Annotated in this window: 18 protein-coding genes; 9 read left to right on the top strand and 9 right to left on the bottom strand. The window is 57.0% G+C overall.

Translation table 11 applies throughout. The features are described 5' to 3' along the window. Positions 1–89 precede the first annotated feature (89 nt). From AC1EJ1_RS07300 to AC1EJ1_RS07290, 3 genes are read left to right on the top strand one after another with little or no spacing between them, the layout of a single operon-like run. Positions 90–749: a TetR/AcrR family transcriptional regulator gene (locus tag AC1EJ1_RS07300; RefSeq protein WP_480295600.1), complete on the top strand. Its 660-nt coding sequence runs from the start codon at positions 90–92 to the stop codon at positions 747–749. Then, positions 746–2341 carry a xylulokinase gene (locus tag AC1EJ1_RS07295; RefSeq protein WP_285014356.1) on the top strand — a complete coding sequence of 532 codons (1596 nt, stop codon included), beginning with the start codon at positions 746–748 and terminating at the stop codon, positions 2339–2341. The genes AC1EJ1_RS07300 and AC1EJ1_RS07295 overlap by 4 nt, the downstream gene beginning before the upstream one ends. A 5-nt stretch (positions 2342–2346) precedes the next feature. Beyond that, positions 2347–2817 (top strand): GtrA family protein, encoded by a 471-nt coding sequence (locus tag AC1EJ1_RS07290; RefSeq protein WP_227469053.1) that lies wholly within the window; start codon positions 2347–2349, stop codon positions 2815–2817. Between the two features lie 508 nt (positions 2818–3325). On the opposite strand, the gene AC1EJ1_RS07285 is transcribed toward AC1EJ1_RS07290, so the two are convergent. Continuing rightward, positions 3326–4156, bottom strand: a complete 831-nt coding sequence (locus AC1EJ1_RS07285) for a type 1 glutamine amidotransferase (protein ID WP_070725046.1) — start codon at positions 4154–4156, stop codon at positions 3326–3328. A 168-nt stretch (positions 4157–4324) separates the two neighbouring features. On the opposite strand from AC1EJ1_RS07285, the gene AC1EJ1_RS07280 reads away from it, so the two are divergent. After that, positions 4325–5509 carry a cobalamin-independent methionine synthase II family protein gene (locus AC1EJ1_RS07280; RefSeq protein ID WP_070725048.1) on the top strand — a complete coding sequence of 395 codons (1185 nt, stop codon included), beginning with the start codon at positions 4325–4327 and terminating at the stop codon, positions 5507–5509. A 184-nt stretch (positions 5510–5693) separates the two neighbouring features. On the opposite strand, the gene AC1EJ1_RS07275 is transcribed toward AC1EJ1_RS07280, so the two are convergent. From AC1EJ1_RS07275 to AC1EJ1_RS07245, 7 genes are all read right to left on the bottom strand, one after another. After that, positions 5694–6998: an alpha/beta hydrolase-fold protein gene (locus AC1EJ1_RS07275; RefSeq protein WP_285014361.1), complete on the bottom strand. Its 1305-nt coding sequence runs from the start codon at positions 6996–6998 to the stop codon at positions 5694–5696. A gap of 105 nt (positions 6999–7103) precedes the next feature. Continuing rightward, a complete protein-coding gene (locus AC1EJ1_RS07270) occupies positions 7104–7493 on the bottom strand; it encodes a DUF2185 domain-containing protein (protein ID WP_285014362.1) in 390 nt (129 codons plus the stop codon). Next, on the bottom strand, positions 7493–8371 hold the full coding sequence (locus tag AC1EJ1_RS07265) for a DUF2185 domain-containing protein (RefSeq protein WP_285014363.1): 879 nt from the start codon (positions 8369–8371) through the stop codon (positions 7493–7495). Before AC1EJ1_RS07265 ends, AC1EJ1_RS07270 begins: the two co-directional genes overlap by 1 nt. A gap of 17 nt (positions 8372–8388) precedes the next feature. Continuing rightward, the gene (locus tag AC1EJ1_RS07260) at positions 8389–9987 is read right to left on the bottom strand and encodes an HNH/ENDO VII family nuclease (protein ID WP_285014365.1); all 1599 of its coding nucleotides are present in this window, start codon (positions 9985–9987) and stop codon (positions 8389–8391) included. A gap of 3 nt (positions 9988–9990) precedes the next feature. Further along, the gene (locus AC1EJ1_RS07255) at positions 9991–10326 is read right to left on the bottom strand and encodes a hypothetical protein (protein ID WP_285014367.1); all 336 of its coding nucleotides are present in this window, start codon (positions 10324–10326) and stop codon (positions 9991–9993) included. Positions 10327–10337: 11 nt separating this feature from the next. Continuing rightward, positions 10338–10637: a hypothetical protein gene (locus AC1EJ1_RS07250; protein ID WP_070725057.1), complete on the bottom strand. Its 300-nt coding sequence runs from the start codon at positions 10635–10637 to the stop codon at positions 10338–10340. Continuing rightward, positions 10637–10936: a hypothetical protein gene (locus tag AC1EJ1_RS07245; RefSeq protein ID WP_058236278.1), complete on the bottom strand. Its 300-nt coding sequence runs from the start codon at positions 10934–10936 to the stop codon at positions 10637–10639. The genes AC1EJ1_RS07250 and AC1EJ1_RS07245 overlap by 1 nt, the downstream gene beginning before the upstream one ends. 223 nt (positions 10937–11159) lie before the next feature. Here AC1EJ1_RS07245 and ilvD point away from each other — a divergent pair, with 223 nt between their 5' ends. From ilvD to AC1EJ1_RS07220, 5 genes are all read left to right on the top strand, one after another. Next, positions 11160–13034, top strand: coding sequence for a dihydroxy-acid dehydratase (gene ilvD, locus AC1EJ1_RS07240; protein ID WP_285014369.1), 1875 nt, complete (start codon positions 11160–11162; stop codon positions 13032–13034). A 536-nt stretch (positions 13035–13570) separates the two neighbouring features. Beyond that, entirely contained in the window at positions 13571–14791 is a 1221-nt protein-coding gene (locus AC1EJ1_RS07235) for an ABC transporter substrate-binding protein (protein ID WP_285014370.1), read from the top strand. A 107-nt stretch (positions 14792–14898) separates the two neighbouring features. Then, positions 14899–15729 (top strand): carbohydrate ABC transporter permease, encoded by an 831-nt coding sequence (locus tag AC1EJ1_RS07230; RefSeq protein WP_285014372.1) that lies wholly within the window; start codon positions 14899–14901, stop codon positions 15727–15729. Beyond that, positions 15719–16570 carry a carbohydrate ABC transporter permease gene (locus AC1EJ1_RS07225; protein ID WP_285014373.1) on the top strand — a complete coding sequence of 284 codons (852 nt, stop codon included), beginning with the start codon at positions 15719–15721 and terminating at the stop codon, positions 16568–16570. The genes AC1EJ1_RS07230 and AC1EJ1_RS07225 overlap by 11 nt, the downstream gene beginning before the upstream one ends. A 14-nt stretch (positions 16571–16584) precedes the next feature. Then, entirely contained in the window at positions 16585–17928 is a 1344-nt protein-coding gene (locus AC1EJ1_RS07220; RefSeq protein ID WP_285014374.1) for an alpha-L-fucosidase, read from the top strand. 99 nt (positions 17929–18027) lie between these two features. Here the strand turns inward: AC1EJ1_RS07220 and AC1EJ1_RS07215 are convergent, their stop codons facing one another. Continuing rightward, complete coding sequence (locus tag AC1EJ1_RS07215; protein WP_285014375.1) at positions 18028–22140, bottom strand: phosphodiester glycosidase family protein; 4113 nt, start codon at positions 22138–22140, stop codon at positions 18028–18030. Positions 22141–23215 lie beyond the last annotated feature (1075 nt).

Raw genomic sequence — 23215 nt, 5'->3', positions numbered from 1 at the left:
TCATGTTTTCGTCCAAAATCATATCATGCAGCTTTCCGCGTGGTAATCTTTTGGCAAAGGTGAGCTGTTACAGCACTCATGGAGGAGTCATGGTTAACGCCGCAATGAAGCGGTTCCAGGCGCTTGCACCGGAAAAACGCGAACGGATTGAGCGAGCAGCCATTGCCGAATTCGCCGCGCACGGCTACGCCACGGCCAACACGAACATTATTGCCGAGCGTGCAGGCATCTCCGTGGGAGCACTGTTTCGCTACTTTGACACCAAACGCGACATTTTCATGTATGTCGTCGGACGCGCCCAGGACGAATCGCGCACCGCCCTGCTCGCAATCACAGACGAGGGAGACTCCGCACTGACTCGCATCGGTGCCCTCGCAGAACTGGCGGTAACCTCGGCGTCGACGCATCGTGACCTGGTACGCCTGTACTGCGAACTGACAGCCACCGGAAGCGCTGAGATCGTGGCAGAAAGCGTGGATCAGCTTGAAGGCGAAACGTTCAGGATGTACCGCGAACTCATTGCCGAAGGGCAGGAAACAGGTGAGATTCGCACCGATATCGATTCGAGCACGCTGGCGTTCTTCATTGACAACATCATGATGTCGTTGCAGTATGCCCGAGCCAGTGACTATCACATTCAGCGCGCGTTGCTGTATGTCCCCGGGATGAGTGATGCCGAGCTTGCCTCGGGCGCACGTGAATTCCTCATTTCCGCCTTGCGAGTGCCTGAAGGAGGAAACCACAAGTGATAACCGTGCTGGCATACGATGTTGGGACGTCGGGAGTCAAGACATGCCTGTTCGAGATTGATGACCGAATTCGTATCATCGACTCAGTTTCGGCATCGTACTCACTGCATGTTCTGCCTGATGGGGGAGCTGAGCAGGATCCTGACGAATGGTGGCAGGCAATCGTTCAGACCACCCGACAGATTGCCCGCGACCATCCTGAGCAGTGCGCAACACTGACCGGCATCAGTTTTTGCGCGCAGATGCAGTGCCTCGTCATGGTTGACCGACGAGGGCGCCCGGTCTGCCCGGCGATGAGTTACATGGATCAGCGTGCCAGCGTCGAGATGCGACTGATCGGTGGGAAGGCGCCGCGCATTTCAGGTGTGAACGCGGGGATATTGGCCAAAGCCTTGTACCACACGGGTGCGGCACCGGCTTCCGTGAAAGATCCTGTGTGGAAATACCACTGGGTGCGCCGCAACAAGCCTGAAGCGTTCGCGCGTGCCTATAAGTGGCTGGATGCTAAGGAAGCGATCATTGCGCGGATGACCGGCAAGTTCGTCATGAGTCACGATTCGGCTTTCGCCACGCTTCTATATGACGTGCGCGCTCGGAAGGGACGGTTCAGTCCCGAAGTGATGCGGGCTCTTCACGTCAATCCCGCCCATATGCCCGAAATTGTGGCCAGCACCGATGTGGTCGGTCCGCTCCTTGCCGAGGCTGCCGACGAACTCGGTTTGCCTGAAGAGACACCGGTGTATGCCGGTGGCGGCGATGCTTCGCTCATCGGTGTAGGAGCCGGTGCGACCGAGCTGCACGATACTCACGTGTATATGGGCACGTCAGGGTGGGTCGGTACCGTCACGGATAAACGCGCGGTGGATTTGAGTGCCATGATTGCAACCGTTGTCGGTGCGGACCCCTCGCGCTACCACTACTTTGCTGAGCTGGAGACGGCAGGTAAGTGCCTGGAGTGGGTGAAGGACCATCTGGCCCTCGACGAAATTAACGTCTACCTGGATAAGCACAGTGTATGCGAGGGGATGGAGGCTCGTTTCCGCAGCCTGTATGACTACATGTCGGAAGTCATTTCCCGCAGTGAACCCGGTGCGGGGGGAGTGCTGTTCACTCCGTGGCTGCATGGCAACCGGTGTCCGTTTGAGGATCCGAACGCCCGCGCAATGTTCATGAATATTTCATTGAATACCGGCAAGACGGAGCTGATGCGTGCCGTCGTCGAAGGCGTGTGTTACCACATGCGCTGGTTCATCGAAACTCAGGAAAAAAAGGTCATGACTTCATCGGTTGTGCGCTTTGTCGGTGGCGGAGCGTTGTCTGATGCGACTGCGCAGATTCTTGCTGACATTGTGGGCCGTCCGGTTGAAGTGACGGAGAATCCGCAGGATGCCGGCGCTGTCGGGGCTGCGCTGCTTGTCGCGGTCGGTGCGGGAATCACTCCGACTGTGGAAAGTGCGCGGCGCTTGGTGACAGTGCATGCTCGCTTCGAGCCGCGCCGCGAACTGGCTCAGACCTATGCACGCCAGTACGACGCGTACCGCAAGATCTACCCAGCCAATAAAAAAATCTTTTCGCTTCTGAATCGTGGGTGATGATGATGGCACAACGATCGACGAAAGTCCAGGCCGTTATGTTCGTGCTGCTCTCGTTGAGCGCAGGCGTGATCGAGGCAGTGTCTTATCTGCTGTTGGATTGGTTGACTCCGCTGCCTTATGACTGGAAACACGTCATCTCAATTATCTTGTCAGTGATCTGGAACTTCACGCTCAACAGGCGCTACACCTTCCGATCAGCCAACAATGTTCCGATCGCGATGGCGAAGGTGGCCCTGTTCTACGTCTTTTTCATCCCGATCACTGCGTGGCTAGGCCAAGTGGTCGCCAATGCTGGGGTGAGCGAAGTCCTGATCAAAGCGGCGACGATGGTCCTCAACGGGGTAGGAGAATTTGTGTGGTGGAAGTTCGTGGTCTTCCGTGGCAGTGAGGATACGAATTCCCTCGCCCAGCACGCAGACTCCGCCAACAACATGGGAAGCGCAGAACCTGCAGGTCACGCCGAAACTGAGTGAGCAGGGTAGGCATTGCGTCCTGGTATCTGTGTTGAGTGAGCCGGGCAGGCGGCGCGTCCTGATATCTGCGTGCCTGCGCGCACGATGCCCTGGGTTTACCCCCTCGCGAGTGCACATTCCCCTAAATCTAGCCTCCACGGGTGCACATTCCCCTAGATTTTCGCTCCTTTTTGCACAATCCCCTAGATCTCACACCCGCCCATTTCACCGCGGTTGTGAACATGCAGGTCACCGGGCATTCTCATTTTCGAGGTGGCCCCGCCCGCTGTTGATCTAGGGGCTTGTGCACGATGGAGCCTAGAATCCAGGGCATCGTGCAGCACACAGTCCATGATCCGATCACTGCTCCACCCCGCGACAGAACCACAACACAACCAGCCAGGCAAGAACCAACCCGCCGCGGCATTCTGCGGGGGCGCAGGGGTGACGGGCCGCCAGCGGGCACCTCGCCATTCGGGAATGAGAGCTGCCCGGAATTGAGAGCTGTCGGCCGCTGAAAGACACGCGCTTACAGGCCGCTGACCAACCACTGTGCGAGGCGCCGACAGCCCGCGACGATATCGCGCTCATGTCTGTCAAAATCATCCAATATCTGGTTCGCATCGTCTTGACTGAGGCCACTGGTTGACAGGGACTGCTCCACCCACGCGCGATCCACTTCCGGGTGGAATTGCACGCCGAGGGCGTGCGACCCTACCGCGATCGCATGGATACACCGCTCAGAGCGTGCAAGGACGCGAGCCTGCGCAGGCAGCTCGTCAATCGCATCATTATGGTCAGCAAAGACAACGGGTATACGTGAAAGATCATCGACCAGACGGATCCACGGGCCACCCTCGTCCATCGCGTTACTGAGTTGGTCAGCTACCGCTGGCACCATGATGGCTGCACCTGTAGCCGAAGCGACCGGGGTCATCGGAACGGCGGCGTCAGACTCGAAGGGCGCCTCCCACTCGACAGGCACGATTCCCATCTCGTGGAACTGTGGATCTGAGCAGGCGACCGAGCCGCCGGCCGCTCGCGCGATCAGTTGGTGTCCCAAACAGATACCGAGCGTGCGCACTCCCTCGTTCATGCAACGCACCAGCAGAGTGCGGACATCGGGCAGCCACGGGGCGCGCTCATCATCGTAGGCACTCATTCGCCCGCCGAGGACGACGATGGCATCAGGCGCGGGGAGGTCGGAACCGTCGGGCGGCAGGGCGCTGGAAACGTCCTCACCGTTCCACGGGCGCACCAGTTGTATCGAGGCTCCAAGGTCATCGAGCGCGGAGACGAGACGGCGCGCATCGACGTCTTCTTCATGTTCAATAATCGTGATCACAGGCACGGATGACACGTTAGCGCGACTTTAACGGCAACACCACAGGATAAGTGGTCTAGACGAAAATGAGGAAGTGGCGCCCATCTGGTGGGATGCGCATCGATTAAACATCTGACGTTCTGTACTGTAAGGGGGTGCGCGTCAATCGGGAGGCGCACTGAACTCGTTAACGAGGAGATAAACATGACTATTCGTACAACGCACGTTGGCTCGCTTCCGCGGACCCCGGAACTGCTCCGGGCGAATGCAGAGCGTGAGCGAATGGGCGAGGAAGCGTTCATAGCGCTTCTGCAGGAAAGCGTGGACGAAGTCGTGACCCGCCAATACCAGACTGGATTGGATGTGGTCAACGACGGCGAGTACGGCCACATGATGACCCAGACAGTCGATTACGGTGCATGGTGGTTTTACTCCTTTACCCGCCTGGGTGGACTTGACCTGCGGACAGATCCCCAATTCAGCGTTGAGCCTGCGCCCTCCAGTGGCAAAGTCAAGCTGGCATCATTCGGTGAACGTCGCGACTGGCAGGCATTTTCCGACGCCTACTCAGATCCGGCTTCCGGCATTCACATCGCCACCGATCAGGGCCCCGAGGCGTTCCCCGTCATCACCGGTCCTCTGACCTACATCGGTGCAGATGCCGTCCGTCATGACGTCGAAGGCCTGACGCACGCACTGGACAAGAACGGGATCGACCGCGGCAACGGCTTCATTGCATCGGTCGCACCCGGGTCGGCTGCCCGCATCGGCAACGAGTACTACAGCACTGAAGAAGAAGTACTGGAAGCCTGCGCGCACGCCCTGCACGAGGAATACAAGGCGATCACTGATGCCGGCTTTATCGTGCAGATCGACGACCCCTCACTGGCCGAAGGCTGGGACCAGGTCAACCCTGCTCCCACCTACGAGGATTACCGTGAGTTCGTTCAGACTCGAGTCGATGCGCTCAACCTTGCGCTTGAAGGTATCCCGGAAGAGCAGGTGCGCCTGCACCTGTGCTGGGGCTCATGGCACGGACCTCACACTACGGACATCCCACTGCGCGAGATCGTTGATAACGTGCTGACGGCGAAGGCACGCTACTTCTCATTCGAGGCTGCCAACGCGCGCCACGAACATGAGTGGACCGTGTGGCAGGACGTGAAGCTGGCAGATGACAAGGTACTTGTGCCTGGTGTGGTCGGCCACTCCACAAACGTGGTCGAGCATCCCGAGCTGGTGGCCCAACGCATCCAGCGTTTTGTGGACATCGTGGGCTCTGATCGCGTGATTGCCTCGACGGACTGTGGTCTGGGTGGACGCATCTACCCGTCGATCGCATGGGCCAAGCTTGCCGCACTGGTCGAAGGGGCCCGCCTGGTGAAGTAACGCTGACTGGTCACCTCCACCGCTATTCACCGCGATAGGCGAGGTGGTGCCGCGCTGAATACCGGCGCTGCCACCGACGGTAATGGACGAGGGTGGCCTTATCACTGAGGGCGGGGAGTCTGAAAAAACAGGCTCCCCGCCCTTTGTGCAGTCACTTCATGTGCTGTGAGCGTGAGATCGTTTCCTACAGGTCTTTCTTGAATGCGACGTTGCGGACGAAGTCGTTGAGCTCTGCGCGCCAGATATCCCACGAATGGATGCCAGGCAGGTTGAACTCAGCGACGTCAACACCGATATTTCGCAAGGATTCGGCCCGTGCAGGGGATGATTCGGAGATGAAGAACAGGTGGTCCTGCAGACCCGTTCCCACGTGGATGGTGCCACGCAACGCTGCAATGTTCTCACGTTCAGCGCAGGTAAATGTCGAGCTGAGTTTGCCTGCGCTCCACAGACCGTAATACTCGAATGTGCCCGGATACTTCGTCAGCAGCTCAATGGCGCGTGCACCGCCCAGTGACAGGCCGGCAAAGGCCCGGTCCTTGGCTTCAGTCGACACATTGAAGTGATCCTCCACAAATGGGATGACGTTTTCCACCATGTCGTGCCCATAGGAAGTTGACAGCACCAGGCTGTCAACGCCCAGGCCGTTAAAGTTTGTTGCCACGATGACGGAAGGCTCCGCTGCCCCCTCGTCAATGGCGTTTTCAAGGATGTAGGGTGCTGCCCCCTGAGTGAACCAGTCGGTGTCATTTCCGCCGAAACCGTGGCTGAGGTACATCACGGGGTAAGGTTCTGCACGATCCGGATCATATCCGCGGGGTAGATAGATGGACAGCGGGTGCGCGCCTTTAGGCGCCAGCGAATAATGCGTGTCGTATGTTTCATGGACGAACGTCCCCATCTCATCGGCTGGGCGAGGCGCCTGATAGGCGTTGTCGTAGGTCGGATAATTGGGATTCTCCGGTACAAAGACCTGCGACAGGCTCTGAGATGAATACGCCGGCAGCTCTGCCGCCATCCCCGGGTTCGCCGGATCTGCGTGACGTTGGCACGAATCGACGGCGATCGGCGGGCACTCATGGGTGAATGAATAGCTGAAAGTACCTGAGGGAAGGGGCACCTTCAGTTCCCAGATACCATCATCGCCCTGATTCATCTCCAGAAGTTTCCAGGGGGCGTTGGGAACGTCCCCTGGCTGCCACAATGCGGGAATGCGGTGTTCTCCGCCTCCCAGAGTGGTGATGCGATCAGGTTGAGAAAAGAACCATTCACCATAGATCTGCACGGAATCGACATTGGCGGGCGCCTCGTAGCGGAACGTTACCTCGTACCCGGTTGGTCCCGTATCGGTACGGGTGACAGTGGGGCCGAGGGGAAGCTGCTCGTCCTGTTCAGCGGCAAATGATGAGCTGCCCGCTGCGATGAGCGAGAGTGCCAAAATTCCGGAAGCAAATAGTCGGTGTCGTGCGATGTGTCGTGTCGAGTCCACGATGTCTCCTCGAGTCGGCGGTTCTGCAGGCCATTCGGCAGCCGTGCTCCTATGTACGTGCCACAGTAACGAGGGTGACTCGATGCGTCAATATGTGTGGGGGCTTTAGTCCTGGTGGGTATCTTCTGGTGAATCACCGTCAGAGCTTGGCCCTATGACGACGTCGCCTGTTTCGTTGTCCATAAAACGCCGCCCCTTCTCATCAACCACCAGCTGCACGTCCGTGCCAACAGGCAGGTCGTACAGGCCCATCACCGCAGGCTCAATGCTGATTGCGTGATTGAACGAGATAACAGTGAAGTTCGAGGGATCAGCCAGGTACTCATCAGTGTCGATATGGGAGAAGAAACGCCACCCGTTGTCTTCGGGGCGGGCCGATTCCTCTCGCACGCACCACTTCAGACGACCTTCACCCGACAGGATCGTGTTCGTCACTAGGCAGGCGCCGGACTTGGGGATAAATTCGGGGATCTCGGGGGATTGCGTATCAGCCATCAGCTTGATGCTCCTTCAGATGTCTCGTGATCAAAGGGCCACGTGCCCGGAACGAGCCGGTCAGTTGTCGTCTCCGCAATGGTGGTGCCTACTGATCCTTTCACGATGCGAACGTCCGTGCCGCTCGGCATTCCCAGCACCGACATCACCACGGGGGTGCTGGCAACAACCGTACTCAGTGGGACGATCTCCGTTGCGACGTTTTTCGGTTGTCGCGCGTCGTCGTCCTCGTGAATGAACAGCCAGCCCGAATCGTCGTCGGCCGACGGTTGTTCGCGAATACAGCGGGAAACAGGGCGTCCCTGACCATCAGCTCCCACCCGGCACGTGCCGAGGGAGTCGGCCGCAGGGCAGTAGCGTTCGCGGATGTAGGACTGGACACGTCGGGCGAGGGTGGCGCGGTACTCAATGCGGGCCAGAGCGTCGAGGGGGCACGCGCGATAATGCGATGAGCTGGCGGTGAAGTCGAGCAGGTGCGGCGAAGAAAACCACAGGTCATAAAGGTCGGCAAGTTCGTCGTCCGTGAAAGGCAGATCGACGAGCCATGCGAAAGCGACCTCGTTGTTTGCGTTGCGGTGATTGATGTCGACGCCGCGATCAAGAAAAATGCGCGCCAATTTGAGGTCACGGTGCAGATTATGTTTTCTGGATGAGAGCAGGACATGCAGGGGGGAGTTTGCTTCCGAGCCTGCCGGGGTCAATGCGCAGTCACGCTCCAGGAGGAAATCAGCTATGTCGTAGCGATCGGGAATTTTAGTGTTGGCCAGAGCCGAAAAGATCAGTGCCTGACCGTCGAACGCCTCGCGTTCGTCGCCGTCAGTGAATTGCCCGAAGAACTCGTCGGCGGTTTTCAAGCGCGCTGTTAGAGAGATTTTCATACCCGCTCCCATGCAATCTACTCAGCTCGATGGCTCCTGTTTGATGATGGTAACTCAGGGCGATAGTTTGCAGGATCGTTATACCAGTCGCGGAATTCTTGTGGTGTCATCTCACCTTTCAAGTACAGCTCATGCATATCGGAGTACTTGTGTCCAGGCCGGTGTCCCATGTCCCAGACGCCCTTTCGGGGTTGTCCCGGCTCCCACTCCATGACCGTGTCCGTCAGGGGGTCACGCACCTTTCCGTCCACTGAATCCTCCACCGCATTTTGCCAGACTTGCTCTGGGACGCCTTTACGGAGGGAGGGGCGAGAATCCTGGTAGGGGAGATCTTCGACGACGGATACCGGCTCGATGTGGTCGGTTGATACGACGTCGTCAGCCACATTGAGGGCATCGTGGGTTGAATCAGCTGCCCGGGCGCCGTCAGCCAGATCATCGGCACCTCTGATTCCCCTTGAGGAATCCGACAGGTCATCTGCATGATCAAGCAGACGAGCAGTGCGTGATGCGTCGGAAATATCATCGGCCGCGTTGAGCGCTCGAGTACCGTCGCCAATATCGTCCAGGTTGTCCAGCGCCCGCGCACCGTCACCTGCACTATCCAGGCCGCGCAGAGCTCGTGCCCCGTCCCCGATATCGTCCAGGCTGTTCAGTGCATGTCCCGCAGTTGACGTGCCTTTGGTCAGAGCCGTACCGCTGCCGGCGGTGAGGAGCGCGATCGCGACGTCAGGCACGAGGTGTCCAACTGCACGGGCAGGATCGTCGGCCCACGCGTCCCAGTCCAGGACTCCCTTGCCGATTTGCTTGCCAAACTCCAGGGGATCCTTCTTCAGCGCGCTTAGCATCGCGGAGACGTCATCCAGAGGAAGCTGGAGCTTGGCAACCGCTTCGTCGGGTGTGAGGTCACCGGTCGCCAGTTTGGTGAGGCTGTCCAGCATGAAACCTTGAGGGCCTGTGATGAGGTTGAGGAGGTCGCCGACTGCTTCACCGGCGCCGACGAGGATGCCACCGACGAACGCCAGTCCACTTTCCAGCCAGTTGCGTTTTGCGGGTGCAAACTCGCAGGCGGAACGGATCGTCTGTGCGCATGCCTGCGCACATTCGTCCAGGCTGGCGACAGTCTGATTAAATGTATTAATCGCATCTTGGCGCATGGGTTCACCAGGGTCAACAAAGGGCGCGATTGTCACTGCGAAGGTGCCGAGCCCGTTGACTGCCTCCCAGGCAGCTTTCTCCTGCATTCCCCTGGCGACCTCAGCTTCATAAGCTGCGCGTGCCTGCTCGGTGACCCGGTTGCCTTCTTCGTAGAGCGCGCGGCATGCCGCAGCACTGTCCTGCGCATGAGTCAGGTTGTCCGCGTACGAATCCAACGCGCCAGCAGCTGAGGAGAATCCTCCACTTGCTTCCTGCCAGCGTTGTGGCTCCACGCTGAAACGCTCCCGGAATCGATCAGCTGCACGCCCTATCCACCCCTCGGTGGAAATCGAATCCAGCGCGCGGGCGATCTCTGAGTAATCGCTGCTGCGCGTACGTACAGTTGAGGCGCGTGATGAGATGGCTCCCGCGTTCCCTTCGATGGTGAAAACCGGTGCACCCTGATTCTCGACTCCCATGGCTTACCGCTTCCCTGCAAGCCCTGGCAGCTGGGCGGCTGCAGATGCGAGTTGTGACATCTCCTGCGCCGCTTTCGTGTCGTAATCAATGTAGTTCGAGGCGACCTTGCCCAAACGCCCTGCTACTTCCGTGATGTCGTCCGTCATGTTGTTGATGCCTCGTTCCCACCGTGACTGAAACTCATCAACTGCCGACCACATGATGTCATTGGCCAGATCAGCTTGGGTAGGAACGTAGTCGGAAATATCGTTGTCTTTTTTGAGCTGAACTGCTTCGCTCGTTTTCTGGGCGGCCGTAATGAGGGCTTCGATATCGACCTCAAAATCATGACTGGGCATGGGGGATGCTCCTAATCCAAAATTGCGACATTCTTCGTTTCAGTTTCATGGGCGAGGGTGCGGACGCGATCAACCGATGACGATGCGGCCTTCAGAACGTCACTGATGGTGCGGGCGTGGTCTGTCAGTTTGTCGAGGTGTTGGTCATGGGAGACGCGGGATTCGGAGCCTTCAACCCAATCGTGGACAGTTGAGAGCACATCTGCCGCCATTGCGCGGGAGTCTTGCGCAAAAGTGAGGGAAGCTGCTTTGCACGCCTGCTGCATAGCCTGGGCGGCATCATCGTGGAAAATTAAAGATGTGGTGCTCATTACGATCCTAGACGTGTGGAGATGCGCGGATTGAAGGTTCCAGTGGTGTGCGATTCAGTCGCCGCAGTCGTCTGGTCAACGGTGGTCAGCGCCTGCGCGTGCTTGCTGAGCGCTTCAGAAAGACTGGCAGCCGATTCCCCGATGGAATTGACTGCCGCCATAAAATCTTTCATTCCTGAGCCTGTGACGCGCGACGAATTGCACTGGATCGTGTTCGCGCAGTCAGCGAAAGCTGTGCGCGTAGTATCGAAACACTCGCTGACGATCCCGGCAGCGGCCGTTTGCTGGCCAAAAGTCATTCCCATTTCCTGGGACATAAGTCTCACCCCCTGACGAACGTAAAGGGTGAATCTATGTGAGACAAGACCCTCCTCTTTTCTGTGACTCACGTCACTGGAAAAACCGACCTTGTTTACCTGACGGCAACGTGGTGGTCACCTCACTGTCCACGCTGTGGCCCTCCTGACGCACTGTCACCAGGAACTCTCTAGGCTAAGAACAACATCAAGAGGAGGGGTACTGATGGCGCGACAGCTTCGTTCAGCAACGTCGACTCAGGGACGCAACATGGCGGGCGCTCGCGCGCTGTGGCGCGCAACCGGAATGGGAGATTCTGACTTTGGCAAGCCGATCATTGCCGTCGTCAACTCCTTCACCCAGTTCGTTCCCGGCCACGTCCACCTCAAGGACATCGGCCAGCTGGTCGCTTCTGAGATTGGAAAATCCGGTGGCGTCGCCAAGGAATTCAACACGATCGCCGTTGATGATGGCATCGCTATGGGACACGGCGGCATGCTGTACTCCCTGCCGTCACGCGAAGTGATCGCGGATTCGGTCGAGTATATGGTGAACGCACACTGTGCCGATGCAATGGTGTGCATTTCCAACTGTGACAAGATCACGCCCGGCATGCTGATCGCAGCGATGCGCCTCAACATTCCGACGGTCTTTGTATCCGGCGGTCCGATGGAAGCAGGCAAGAACATTCCTGAAGACGCCATTGTCGGACCGTCGCACAGCGGTCACGGCAACCTCATCACCGTCATGAACGCAACTGCCAACGATGCAGTCTCTGACGATGAGCTTGGCCAGATCGAACGTCTCGCGTGCCCGACGTGCGGTTCGTGCTCGGGTATGTTCACTGCTAACTCGATGAACTCGCTGACTGAGGCACTCGGACTGTCCCTTCCCGGCAACGGCTCCACGCTGGCTACTCAGGTCGCGCGACGCGGATTGTTCGAGCGTGCCGGTCGTCTCGTCGTTGACTTGTGCCAGCGCTACTACAACGACGAGGACGACTCTGTTCTCCCGCGATCCATTGCGACGAGGGATGCATTCTGGAACGCCATGAGCCTGGACATGGCGATGGGCGGATCTTCCAATACTGTGCTGCACTTGCTGGCGACTGCCGTTGAAGCAAAGGTCAATTTCACATTGTCGGATATTGCTGAGCTGGGGCGCACCGTACCATGTCTGTCAAAAGTTGCGCCGAACCACAACGACTACCACATGGAAGATGTCCACCGCGCCGGCGGCATCCCGGCCATCCTGGGCGAGCTGGATCGTGGGGGCTTCCTGCGCCACACGGTGCACGCCATTCACTCCCCGTCCCTGGAGCAATGGCTGGCAGATTGGGATGTTCGAGGCGGGCACGCCACTGATGAAGCAATCGCCCTGTGGCACGCAGCTCCCGGCAACGTGCGCACCACCGAACCGTTCTCAACGTCCAATCAGTGGACTGAACTAGATCTAGATACTGTGGAAGGCTGCATTCGCGATGTCGAGCATGCCTACACGGCCTCGGGTGGCTTGACGGTGCTGACGGGCAACCTTGCTCCTGAGGGTGCCATCATCAAAGCCGCAGGTATCGATCCGTCCCTTTTCCACTTTGAAGGAACGGCGCGGGTCATGGAGTCGCAGGAAGAAGCGATCGAGAAGATCCTGGACAAGACGGTGCGAGCCGGTGACGTCGTGGTGATCCGTTATGAGGGGCCCTCAGGTGGGCCGGGAATGCAGGAGATGCTTTATCCCACCTCCTTTATCAAGGGGCGCGGTCTGGGCAAGGAATGTGCGCTGATAACCGATGGCCGTTTCTCCGGTGGCACGTCCGGTATTTCGGTGGGACATATTTCCCCCGAGGCTGCTGCTGGCGGCTTGATCGGCTTGGTTGAGGATGGTGACCGGATCATCATCGACGTCAACGAGGGAGTCCTGTCACTGGATGTGCCCGACGAGGAAATAGAGCGTCGCCGCGCCGCGCAGGAACGCCGCGAGAATCCGTGGACGCCGGTCAATCGTGACCGTCAGGTCTCAGGCGCACTGAAGCTGTATGCCGCTACTGCGACCTCCGCATCGACGGGTGCGGCACGCGACATTTCCCTGATCAGACGCAAGTAGTTCACGTACCTGCGAAGCGGGGGAGTGCTGTGCTGTGTTCTGCCCCGTCGAGAACGTTAATGTCACGTTTCTTCTCTCAAATGAAAGGAGAGCCGTGGCTTTTCGTTATGATTTTTATGTTTTTTTGTTTACTTTGAGATTCGTTTTTTTCGAAACGTTGTCACAAGTGTCTGCCGGCACCAATCCTGACGCTTCATTTGGGAGGAGAAAATATCGCCTGAGCCTCCCAAAAGTTGCGACAAATCGCGCAGTGTTTCGAGAATGGTTTCCATTTGTCTCTTGCTAGAGGTACTGCATGGTAAGAGGTGGTGTGTTTGGATGTGTGGAAGCATCTGAGGGTCGGAGGCTTATGAAGTGACTGTGACCTGCATCAATGCGAGTGCTAGAGATGGTGATCTTTCTTTAGAATTTGGGTTTAACACGGAAAATCATTTTCGGCTTGTATTTGTTAGCTCATTGCTGATACCGTTACCGTTAACGGAAAGTTTCTGTTGCTTTTCGGATCAGTCGAAGATGACAGTGTTAATAAAGGAGTAATGATGAAGCGGATCAGCTCTGCAATCGGTGTAGTGGCTCTTCTGAGCGCCTGCGCATTGGCAGGATGCGGTGGCGGTTCGTCAGCAGACAGTGCGAACGCAATGTACACATGGATTTCCAACGATTCTGACCGTGCACAATGGCAGGCGTTCGTCGACGGCGTCAAAGAATCGGATCCCGAATTCAACTTGAAGATGGAAGGCCCGTCGTTCCAAGACTACTGGACAAAAGTCAAGACCCGCATGAGCGCATCAGATGCGCCCTGCATCATGACCACTCAAGCCGCACGCGCACAGGAGCTGAAGGAACTGCTCGCGCCCCTCGATGAGCTGGTCGCCAGCAATAACGTTGATATGAGCGCCTACAACGAAGCAATGCTCAAGGGACTTACCGTTGATGGGAAGCTTCGCGCGATTCCTTATGACGCAGCGCCGCTGATCCTGTACTACAACAAGGATCTGTTTGACCAGGCCGGTCTTGAACATCCAGGAAAGAACTACACGTGGGATCAGTTCGTTGCGGATGCAAAGGCATTGACGAATGGTGATGTCTATGGAGTGTCCATTCCGCCCATCTTCCAGACGCCAGCTTCGATTGTCTACGCCAATGGTGGGGCCGTCGTGGAAAACGGAGAGCTCAAGCTTACTGAGCAGACCACAGTCGATTCTATTCAGGACGTTTTTGACCTTGCCGCTAAACACAAAGTGATGAAAGCGCCGCTGGCTGCAGATGCTCAAGATATCCAACTACAGACCTTCCGTGCCGGCAAAGCTGCAATGATTATTGATGGGCCATGGGTTTATGACTCGCTCGTCAGCACCGAGGGACTGTCAGTCGGAATGGCAGTCGTTCCATCGCGCAGTGGAGAGTCGATTGGCATGGTGCAGGGATCAGGGTTCGGAATTTCTGAAAAATGCGCTGATAAAGAGACAGCCTTCCAGAACATCATGAAGATGACCACCCCGGATGTGATGCGCTATGTTGCTCGGTCGCACGGAAACGTTCCCGCCATTGACGCAGCCTTCGACGGTTGGGCAGAAGGCAAGGATCCGAACGATGTCGAGATCGTCAAGTACATGACCGAAAATGCCAAGACGTACGAAACAACGGAGAACTGGCAGCAACTTGAAGTCGAGTTCACACAAAACGTATCAAATGGCTATACCGGCGAGAAATCTGCACAGGAAATTCTCACTTCATTAGAGAACTCCATTAAGTAACGGGTAGATTCATGGCTACTCAACTCACAAAGACTCGGGTCCCTGCCACGGTCCCGAAGAGAACATCACGGTGGGATCCAAAGGCGTTTCCGTATCTGGCGCCTGGAATGACGGGGTTCTTCCTCTTCATCATCCTGCCGCTGATTTTCTCGCTGATCATTTCGCTCTTTGACTGGCAGCTTTACGGTTCGCCCACCTTCGTTGGTGTCAGCAACTACGTGAACCTGCTCAATGGGTCAGATCCTGCCTTCTTCAGGGTCTTGCTGAATACGGCGATCTTCGCCATTTTCTACACGACCCTTAACCTGATTGTCTCCACACTAGTGGCCGTATGGCTCCAGAGTGTGGGAGGCCGTCTGGCAGGTTTCTTCCGCGTCATCTTCTTTATTCCTGTTGTGACACCGATGGTGGCCAACGCACTGGTGTGGCGCCTGATGCTGGATGAACACGGGGTGGTGAACTCCTTCCTAGGGGTTTTCGGAATCTCCGGACCGGCATGGCTCGCGTCCGAAACTTGGGCAATGGTTGCACTTGTCATGATGTCGTTGTGGCAGGTCGTGGGATACAACATCGTGGTTCTCGGTGCGGGGCTGAACAACATCAACCCCTCGGTGCTGGAGGCCGCTCGCGTGGACGGTACGGGGCCTGTCCAACGCTTCACGAAGGTCATCTTCCCACTACTGTCGCCGGCACTGTTTTTCTGTACTGTCATGACGCTCATCGGCGCGTTCAAGATTTTCGCTCAGCCCTACATGCTGACTAAGGGCGGACCTGGAAACTCAACCACAACGATCGTCCTTTACCTGTACAACCAGGGATTCAGCTACGACAAGTTGGGATACGCCTCGGCAATCGCTTGGGTGCTCTTCGTCATCGTCATGTTGATTACCGCTGTGCAGTTTGCGGGACAGAAGAAGTGGGTGAATTATGATCAGTGAGAAGCGCATGACTATCGGCAGGGTACGCATCAGCAGGATTGTTTCGATCATCTGCCTGTTTATCGTTGGAGCAATTTTTGTTTTCCCGTTTATCTGGATGTTCGCGAGCGCCCTCAAACCTACTGCTGAGATATTCAGCTCTGGAGGATCGCTGTTCGGCTCACGAATCGCATGGGAGAACTTTTCGCTGGTCTTCACGGCAGTGCCATTCCTGCGGATTATCCTGAACACCTTCTTTGTTGCAGGTACTGGTGCTCTGATCGCATGCACAGTATCGGTGCTGTCCGCCTACGCGTTTTCACGCATCGAATTCAAAGGTCGCTCTCAGTTGTTCGCTGCATACCTAGCGACGCTGGTACTGCCGATGGAGGTTCTGGTTATCCCTCTGTATATTGGTGCCAATCAGCTGGGATTAGTCGATACTTACGTGGCGCTGATTATGCCGTTCGCCTTCGGCGCATTCGGCACTTTCATGCTGCGTCAATTCCTTCTTTCGCTCCCACGCGACTATGAGGAAGCTGCGAGGATCGACGGAGCCGGACAACTGCGAATCCTCGTGTCGGTGATTGTGCCGCTGCTGAGAGGACCGCTGTCTATCGTCGCGGCATTCGCATTCATTGACTACTGGAACAATTTCCTGTGGCCATTAATCGTCATCAACAGTTCGGACAAGGCCACGATCCCACTGGGCCTCCAGATGTTCAGCGGCGAACGCGGAACGGACTGGGGCGCGCTCATGGCGGCGGCCAGTGTGTCGGTGCTCGCATCGCTGGTGATCGTCATCGTGATGCAAAAGCAGCTGGCACGCGGAATTAACTTGGGCGGCTTCGGCGGCCGATAGGAGAGATACTCATAATGTCAGGAAAGGACAACATGGACTGGTCAGATCTGGAGCGGCCCACACCGCAGTGGTTCAAGAACGCCAAGCTTGGCATTTTCGTTCATTGGGGAGTGTATTCACTTCCCGCATGGGCGGAGCCCACGGCAGAGCTGGGAACCGTCGAGGATCCACTGGAGTGGTTCACCCACAATCCCTACGCGGAGTGGTACTACAACACGATCCGTATCCCCGGCTCGCCTGCAGCTGAACACCACAGGAAGGAGTGGGGCGGCTGTGACTATGACGACCTGCTGGATCAGTGGCACATGGACTCTTTTGACGCCTCCGAACTAATGGAGCTGTTCAAGGAATCAGGCGCTGACTACGTCGTACTGACGACCAAACATCACGACGGCATCACCTTATGGGACGCTGTGGGGACAGGAGACCGCAACACGGTCAAGCGCGGACCGCACCAGGATCTGGTTGGGGCCTACGCTGACGCTGCACGCGAAGCCGGTCTGCGATTCGGCACATACTATTCCGGTGGCCTTGACTGGCATGTGCGACCATTCCCGCCTCATACGACACACGAATCAGTCAACGAAGGGGATCGTCCTCGTGATGAGGAATACGCCAAGTACGCGGCCGCGCATATTGATGAGCTGGTTGAGCGCTACCACCCGGACGTGCTGTGGAACGACATCAACTATCCCGATGCGGCAAAGAACACAACCGAACCATACGGACTTGGTCAGCTGTTTGCCCGCTACTACGAAGCCTGCCCTGAAGGCGTCGTCAATGACAGGTGGAAGGTGCCGCACTGCGACTACGTCACCAGCGAGTATCAGATGAACCTTGACAATGAGGACCTAGGTATCTGGGAAAACTGCCGCGGACTCGGATTGTCATTCGGTTACAACCAGGTTGAAGGCCCTGAAAACGGACCGCATCCGCGTACCTTGCTGCACACGATCGTTGACGCAGCAGTGCGTGACGGACGAATCCTGCTTGGCGTTGGCCCCAAGGCTGACGGAACCATTCCCGAATGGCAGGCAGATTCACTGCGGGCGATCGGCCGATGGATGCAGGTTGCACATCCGATACTGGCTGGAATTGACCATCGTGGATCGGCGACGGCGTCAGCAACTGATGGCGCATGGGCCGAGGTTGGCTCTGACGGAACCACTGAGTTCCTCTTCGCTGCTCCGGAAGATCCGACAGTAGACAGCGCCGAATTCGATGTCGAGCTGGCTGACGCCTCAGTCGTCAAGGTTGTCCCCGTTCAGGGAGTGCACGTGGACCAAAACGGCACGCGGCTGCACATTACGTGCGAGGCCGACTGGGCCGGACCGGCGATTATTGAATTGAGCAAGTAGCGCTTACCGCTCCGCTGCAGCGAATAGTTGCACTGCGCACTGAGGGGGAAGGAACAGCTGTTCCTTCCCCCTCAACGCGTGAGAAACTCACATCACGCTCTACCGATCGGCATGGCGACGGCGATTCGCCGACACTCCCATCGCTAGCAGAGCGAAGAAACTGCTCAGCATCAGCGGGGAACCCGTGTGTGCTCCCGTTTGTGCCAGCCCTGAAGCAGAGGCGTGTGACGATGTGATGCGGCCAGTCGGCCCAGACGCCGACGTCAGGTCAGCGTCGTGGGTGCCGTCCTGGCCGTCATTTGCGTCCGACGGTGTCCCTGACGAGTTGCCGTTGCCGCCTGGAGTACCAGGTGTATCTGGATGTGACGGCTTCTCAGGATCACCAGGTGAATCCGGATCTGGAAGAGATGCGGAAACAACTTCGAACTGAGACGACGCAGTGCTTCCCGACGTCACGCCTGTCACCTCAACGGTGTGTGGTCCGACCTGGAAATCTGCAGGTACGCGCCACTGCACAGCCGCATTTCCCTCTGCATCAGAGGTAACAGTTCCCACCTCAATGGGCTCAGAGTGGACGATAAAGCTCAACTGCTCATTCGGCTGGAAACCGCTGGCCTTGAACGCCTGCATCTCGCCGCGTTCAATTTGAGCAGATTCAGCGCTCACCGACGGAGTCAACACAGGTTCAACACGCTCAGCAACAGGAAGAACAACTGAGATCTGATAACTCTTCGACGTGCCGTTGACAGTCAAAGTCACCGGCACGTCACGGCTCTCCGTTTTGACGCCGTCACCCTCGTTCACCACACGCGTATTCTCATCGGGAACAACGATCTGCCCGTCAACAAGAACGCGTTCAAGCCCAACCAGCTCTCCTGTGGACGAATCGAGAGCTGCTGCGGCATTCGCCGGAGCAGTGGATGGGTCGCCCTCGTACACGAGCGGGGAAGGCGATGACCACAGGAACGACACAGGCCAGGTTGCCGGTACATCCCGCTGAGAATCGCCCTCATGCTGAACGATGGTACCGCTCAGTTTGATGGGATCGCCCTGAGTGAGCTGGGTTGGTCCCTCAATTGTCAGCTCGTCGACAAATGGGCGAATCTCAAGATTCAGCCATTCGCCAGCGGAATCTCGCCACAGGCCCTGGTCCGGATTGATTCCCAACATGGTCCAGCCTGTGAATCCACCACGATCCGGTGTAGAGTGCGGTCCCTTGCCTGCGTTGCCGTTCGTCACGTGGACCACGCCATCAACCTGATAGACATCGAAAGCTCCGACGCCTGCGTTGACGACGAGCACCGACTTGCCGGCATCACGAACCTTCGCAGTCCAGTGCTCAATCAGCGCTGCATCTTGCGGATCGTTCAGTGCAGAGGCGTTCGTCAGGTTATCGCGCGTGGGATGATGCAGAGCCAGAATCAACCCGGTGGTTTCCTGATCGGTGATCACATCGTTGAGCTGCTGCTCGAACCACTTGATCTGTGCGGCATCATGCGACAGGTTGTATGGATGCGAATCGAGTGTAACGATCCGCGTGTTCTTGACGGTCTGCGCCGTGTAGGTGTCACCGAAAACAGCCTTGAAGGGGGCAAGATCATCGGCCTTCATTGCCTCATGGTTGCCGGGAACATACGTATAGGGAATGTTGGTGCCGGCAAGTTCCTCGTCAAGTATCTGCTTGGCGAGTTCCATGTCGCCCTGTTCGCCCTCGTCCGTGAAATCGCCGACGATGAGGATCTGATCAGGGCGCTGTGCGACCACATCGCGCAGCACGCGACGGGCAGCCTGCACAAGAGATGAATTCGGGTTTTCAGAAACAAACTGCGCATCTGAAATGATCGCGACCCGAAGCGGGGATGAATCAGTTGATCCGGCCTGATCGACGGACGGATCCTGATACACGCTGACCTCAGGCGGGGTGGCGAAAGGTGCGACAACCGCTTCAATGTCGTCGATGAGCGTCGTAGACACGTACTTTTTGCTACCGACAGTCTCATACGTTGCCACGCGTTGAACCTGCACAGGCATGGCCATGTCCTGGGGGACCGGAACGGAGATGTACTGCCAGTCGTTCCCTGAAATACGTGGCTGAGCGTAGAGCCACTTCCACTGGTCGTTAGCATCGGAAACGGCGAAATACACCATCGGTTGGTTCCCCGGAGCACCGTCATCCTTGAACCATGCGCCCACTTCGATCACGTTGCCCTGGGGGAGGACATAGTGCTCGGCTGCGGCATTGGGTTTGATGTTGTTGGTGCGTGTACCACCTTGCTCATTGAAACCATTGGTCAGTGCAATGGCTTCAGTGTCCTTAACGCCCGCTGTAATGTCGTCCTCGCCGGTGTGGCCTTCAGTCGACACAGCAATCGACGAGGTCGTCGTGCGAGCACCGTAATTCGTGTACAGATCAGCGCCTTCCATTGACGTGATCTTCATGCGTGACGTGCCCACCATGACGGCGAGCTGCTGTGAAAAATCGCCGGCCTGAATCGTCAGCGTTCCTGCGCCTGACTCGACAACCGGATGAAGAGCAAGCGACGCGTTCTTCCCCGCAGTAATGTCGACCACGCCGGTCGCCCCGGAAACGGTGATGTCAGCCACTTCAATGGGAGCTCCGAATCCAAAGGAGTCATATCCCATGACATTGGCATAACGCGTCACGTTCGGGTCAGGAATCGACAGCGTGTTTGGTGTGATCAGCAGACGATCCATCTCGTTAAGTACCTTCAGCTCAACAGAGCCCGAAGCATTCCCGTTCGTGGCAGTAATCGTGACCGAGCCGGCAGCTACAGCAGTGACGAGGCCGTCTGCATCTACAGTTGCGATCGCAGGGTCACTGGATGTCCACTCCTGAACCGGCTGATCAACCGACCAGGAATTCTCATCGAAGCCCTTGGCGACAAGTTGACGATGGAAGCCGGGGAACAGGCGTTTAGCTCCGTTTGCCTGGAAAAGCGGCGAAACAGTGTATCCGGTCAGCTGTCCGGATCCCTTCTTGACGCCCACTCCCAGTCCATTGCCATCGGCGCGCATCGATCCGTCAGAAGGCGTGTTGACCACCGTGACATCTTGGTCGCCTGGATCATTGACCACCATTGTGGATGAGCCACCGCCATCAAGATTGATTGCGTCGCTTGCACCCAGCTGGAGGAAGAAATCAGCGAATTCTGGAAGCGTCATACCTCGGGAATTTGACGAGCGTCCATCAATGACAGCAAGAATCAAACGGGTCCCATCAGTATTGATACCGGCACCAGTACGAGGGTGCACCGACTTATCTGTTGCGACGTTTTGCCCCGCGCGCACCAGCGGGTGGAATGCACCTATTGCAAAGAGAGGCTCCTCATTATCTGACGTGACAATCTGATATTCGACATTGACGACGTCGCCCAGTGCCAGTGAAGCCAGATGGTCTCTGACTTCACCCTGCCCTGCGGCAACAACCGTCTGACCAGCTGGAATAGCCTCCTGTCCGAGTTTCTGCGCAGTCTTGACCACACGGTGATCAGAATCAAGCCATACTTCCAACGCGTCAGGATATTTCTGCAGCGTTCCCGAGCCGCGTTGGTATTCTCCCCATCGGGAGGTATATACGGTTACTGCATCGGAGGCAAGACCCTGAGTATTGACGGAGGAAATGGGCGTGGTCCAGTCCTGCGCGGAAACACTTCCCTTAAGAGTTGCATCGGTGATCGACGCGATCTTGTTATGATCCATCACCAAAGACAGGATCGGTCTGCCGGGAACTGAACTCTTCACAATTCCTTCAGATGGATCCACACCAACACCATTGGCAGCTCCTGAGTTGTTGATGTCGAATCCATCACCGTTGACCGCTGCTTTGATGCTATCAGTGACCTGTGTCATTTCCACCAGTGTCGCTGTATCAGCCACGATTCCGGAATCGAGGTAGTCCAGTGATACCTCAGAATTGGTCAGGTCGACGTCGAGAACTGCGCCCTGCTGCCACCCACGTGGCTCAAGGCGTTCGAACTCTGTCAACGTGATTCCCGGTCCGACCTGTGTCTCGTCCTGTCGAGTCACGCTGGCTTGACCGTTCATTGTCAGGTCCAGGTATCCGGATGCCGCAACATCTGCGGGAGATTCGGCATACGCAGCGAAAAGCGGATGGGAGCCGATCCCAATCCCTGCAATCGCCAACATCGACGCAAGCAACATGGTTGCCACGCGTGATGCATTTCGGAGCATCTTCTTGATCCTTCCTCTTACATAGTCGTGAAGCCTGCAGGAAAAATGCGCACGGCTCGATAGCGGCACCGTATTCGTGAATAAGGTCGCGTACTGTGCTGATGGGCAATAGCGCTGGCGCTGAATGTGAAGCTGCGCAGCGTCAACCATCGTGGCGGGCTTCAGTAATCACCATGGCACCTGATTGTTGCCGCGAGGTGATCAGACCGTGACGGGAAAGTGACGCCCTATCCAACTCATCCGCGGTGATGTCAAGCGGAACGGCAGCGATAGCTTCGAACTGAAGTGTTCTGGTTGAGTTCTTACCGGTTGCTGGTTGAAATGCACACCTGTTGATACAGGACAACGCCCAAGACTGAACCAAGGGATATATGAGAACACCAGGAGCTTGGAATCATAAGACAACGAGCCCACACGACCTAATGAAATTGTGAAACCTGCTTCAGCAATCTTGCGCCAGCCCGACCGCCCGCCCTCATCGCCATTGCTCTTAGTGATGTGAATAGGGATCGTTCCAGTTCGGTCGAGCTACCGGAGACTTGGCGGGCCTGCTGGTGGCCAATCTACGATTCGTTGCGGCGATGGGGATGCCTAGCTGCGACCAACTAGTGCGAGATGCGTTCGTGATGAATTGTTTGTCAAGAACTACGGGGTATTCATACGAAGGATTCTGGGGCTGATGGGTGCGAAAAATAGGGCCTGCTGCCTGGCGTGCCGGCTGAAACGTTGCCCAAAACCAAGCTGTCAGGCTGATGAGATGTACTGAAAATCTGCGACGCTCCTAGAGGCTGCTCTCCTGCGACGACGTGGCCACGCGCAGACATCCGACACGTGCTTTCGACCTAGGTGCAGTGCCGGTCTAAGTCAGACACAGCACAATGAACTGTGGCTGTTAGCCGGCAACTACCTAGGCGCGCACTTGCTGTGGTTCTTTGCCGTGTTTGGGACTGATTCGTTTAGTCGCCAAATCGTCAGTTGGGCAGGAAGATCAGCAATGAACAACTTAAGTCCCTCGGCTGGAGACTTCAGAACAAGAAGCGGAACCAGACCCACGACACTTCACAATCTTGCTTGC

The sequence above is a fragment of the Pauljensenia sp. C0170B4 genome, from assembly GCF_056590235.1.
This window is presented reverse-complemented; position numbering and strand designations above follow the sequence as displayed.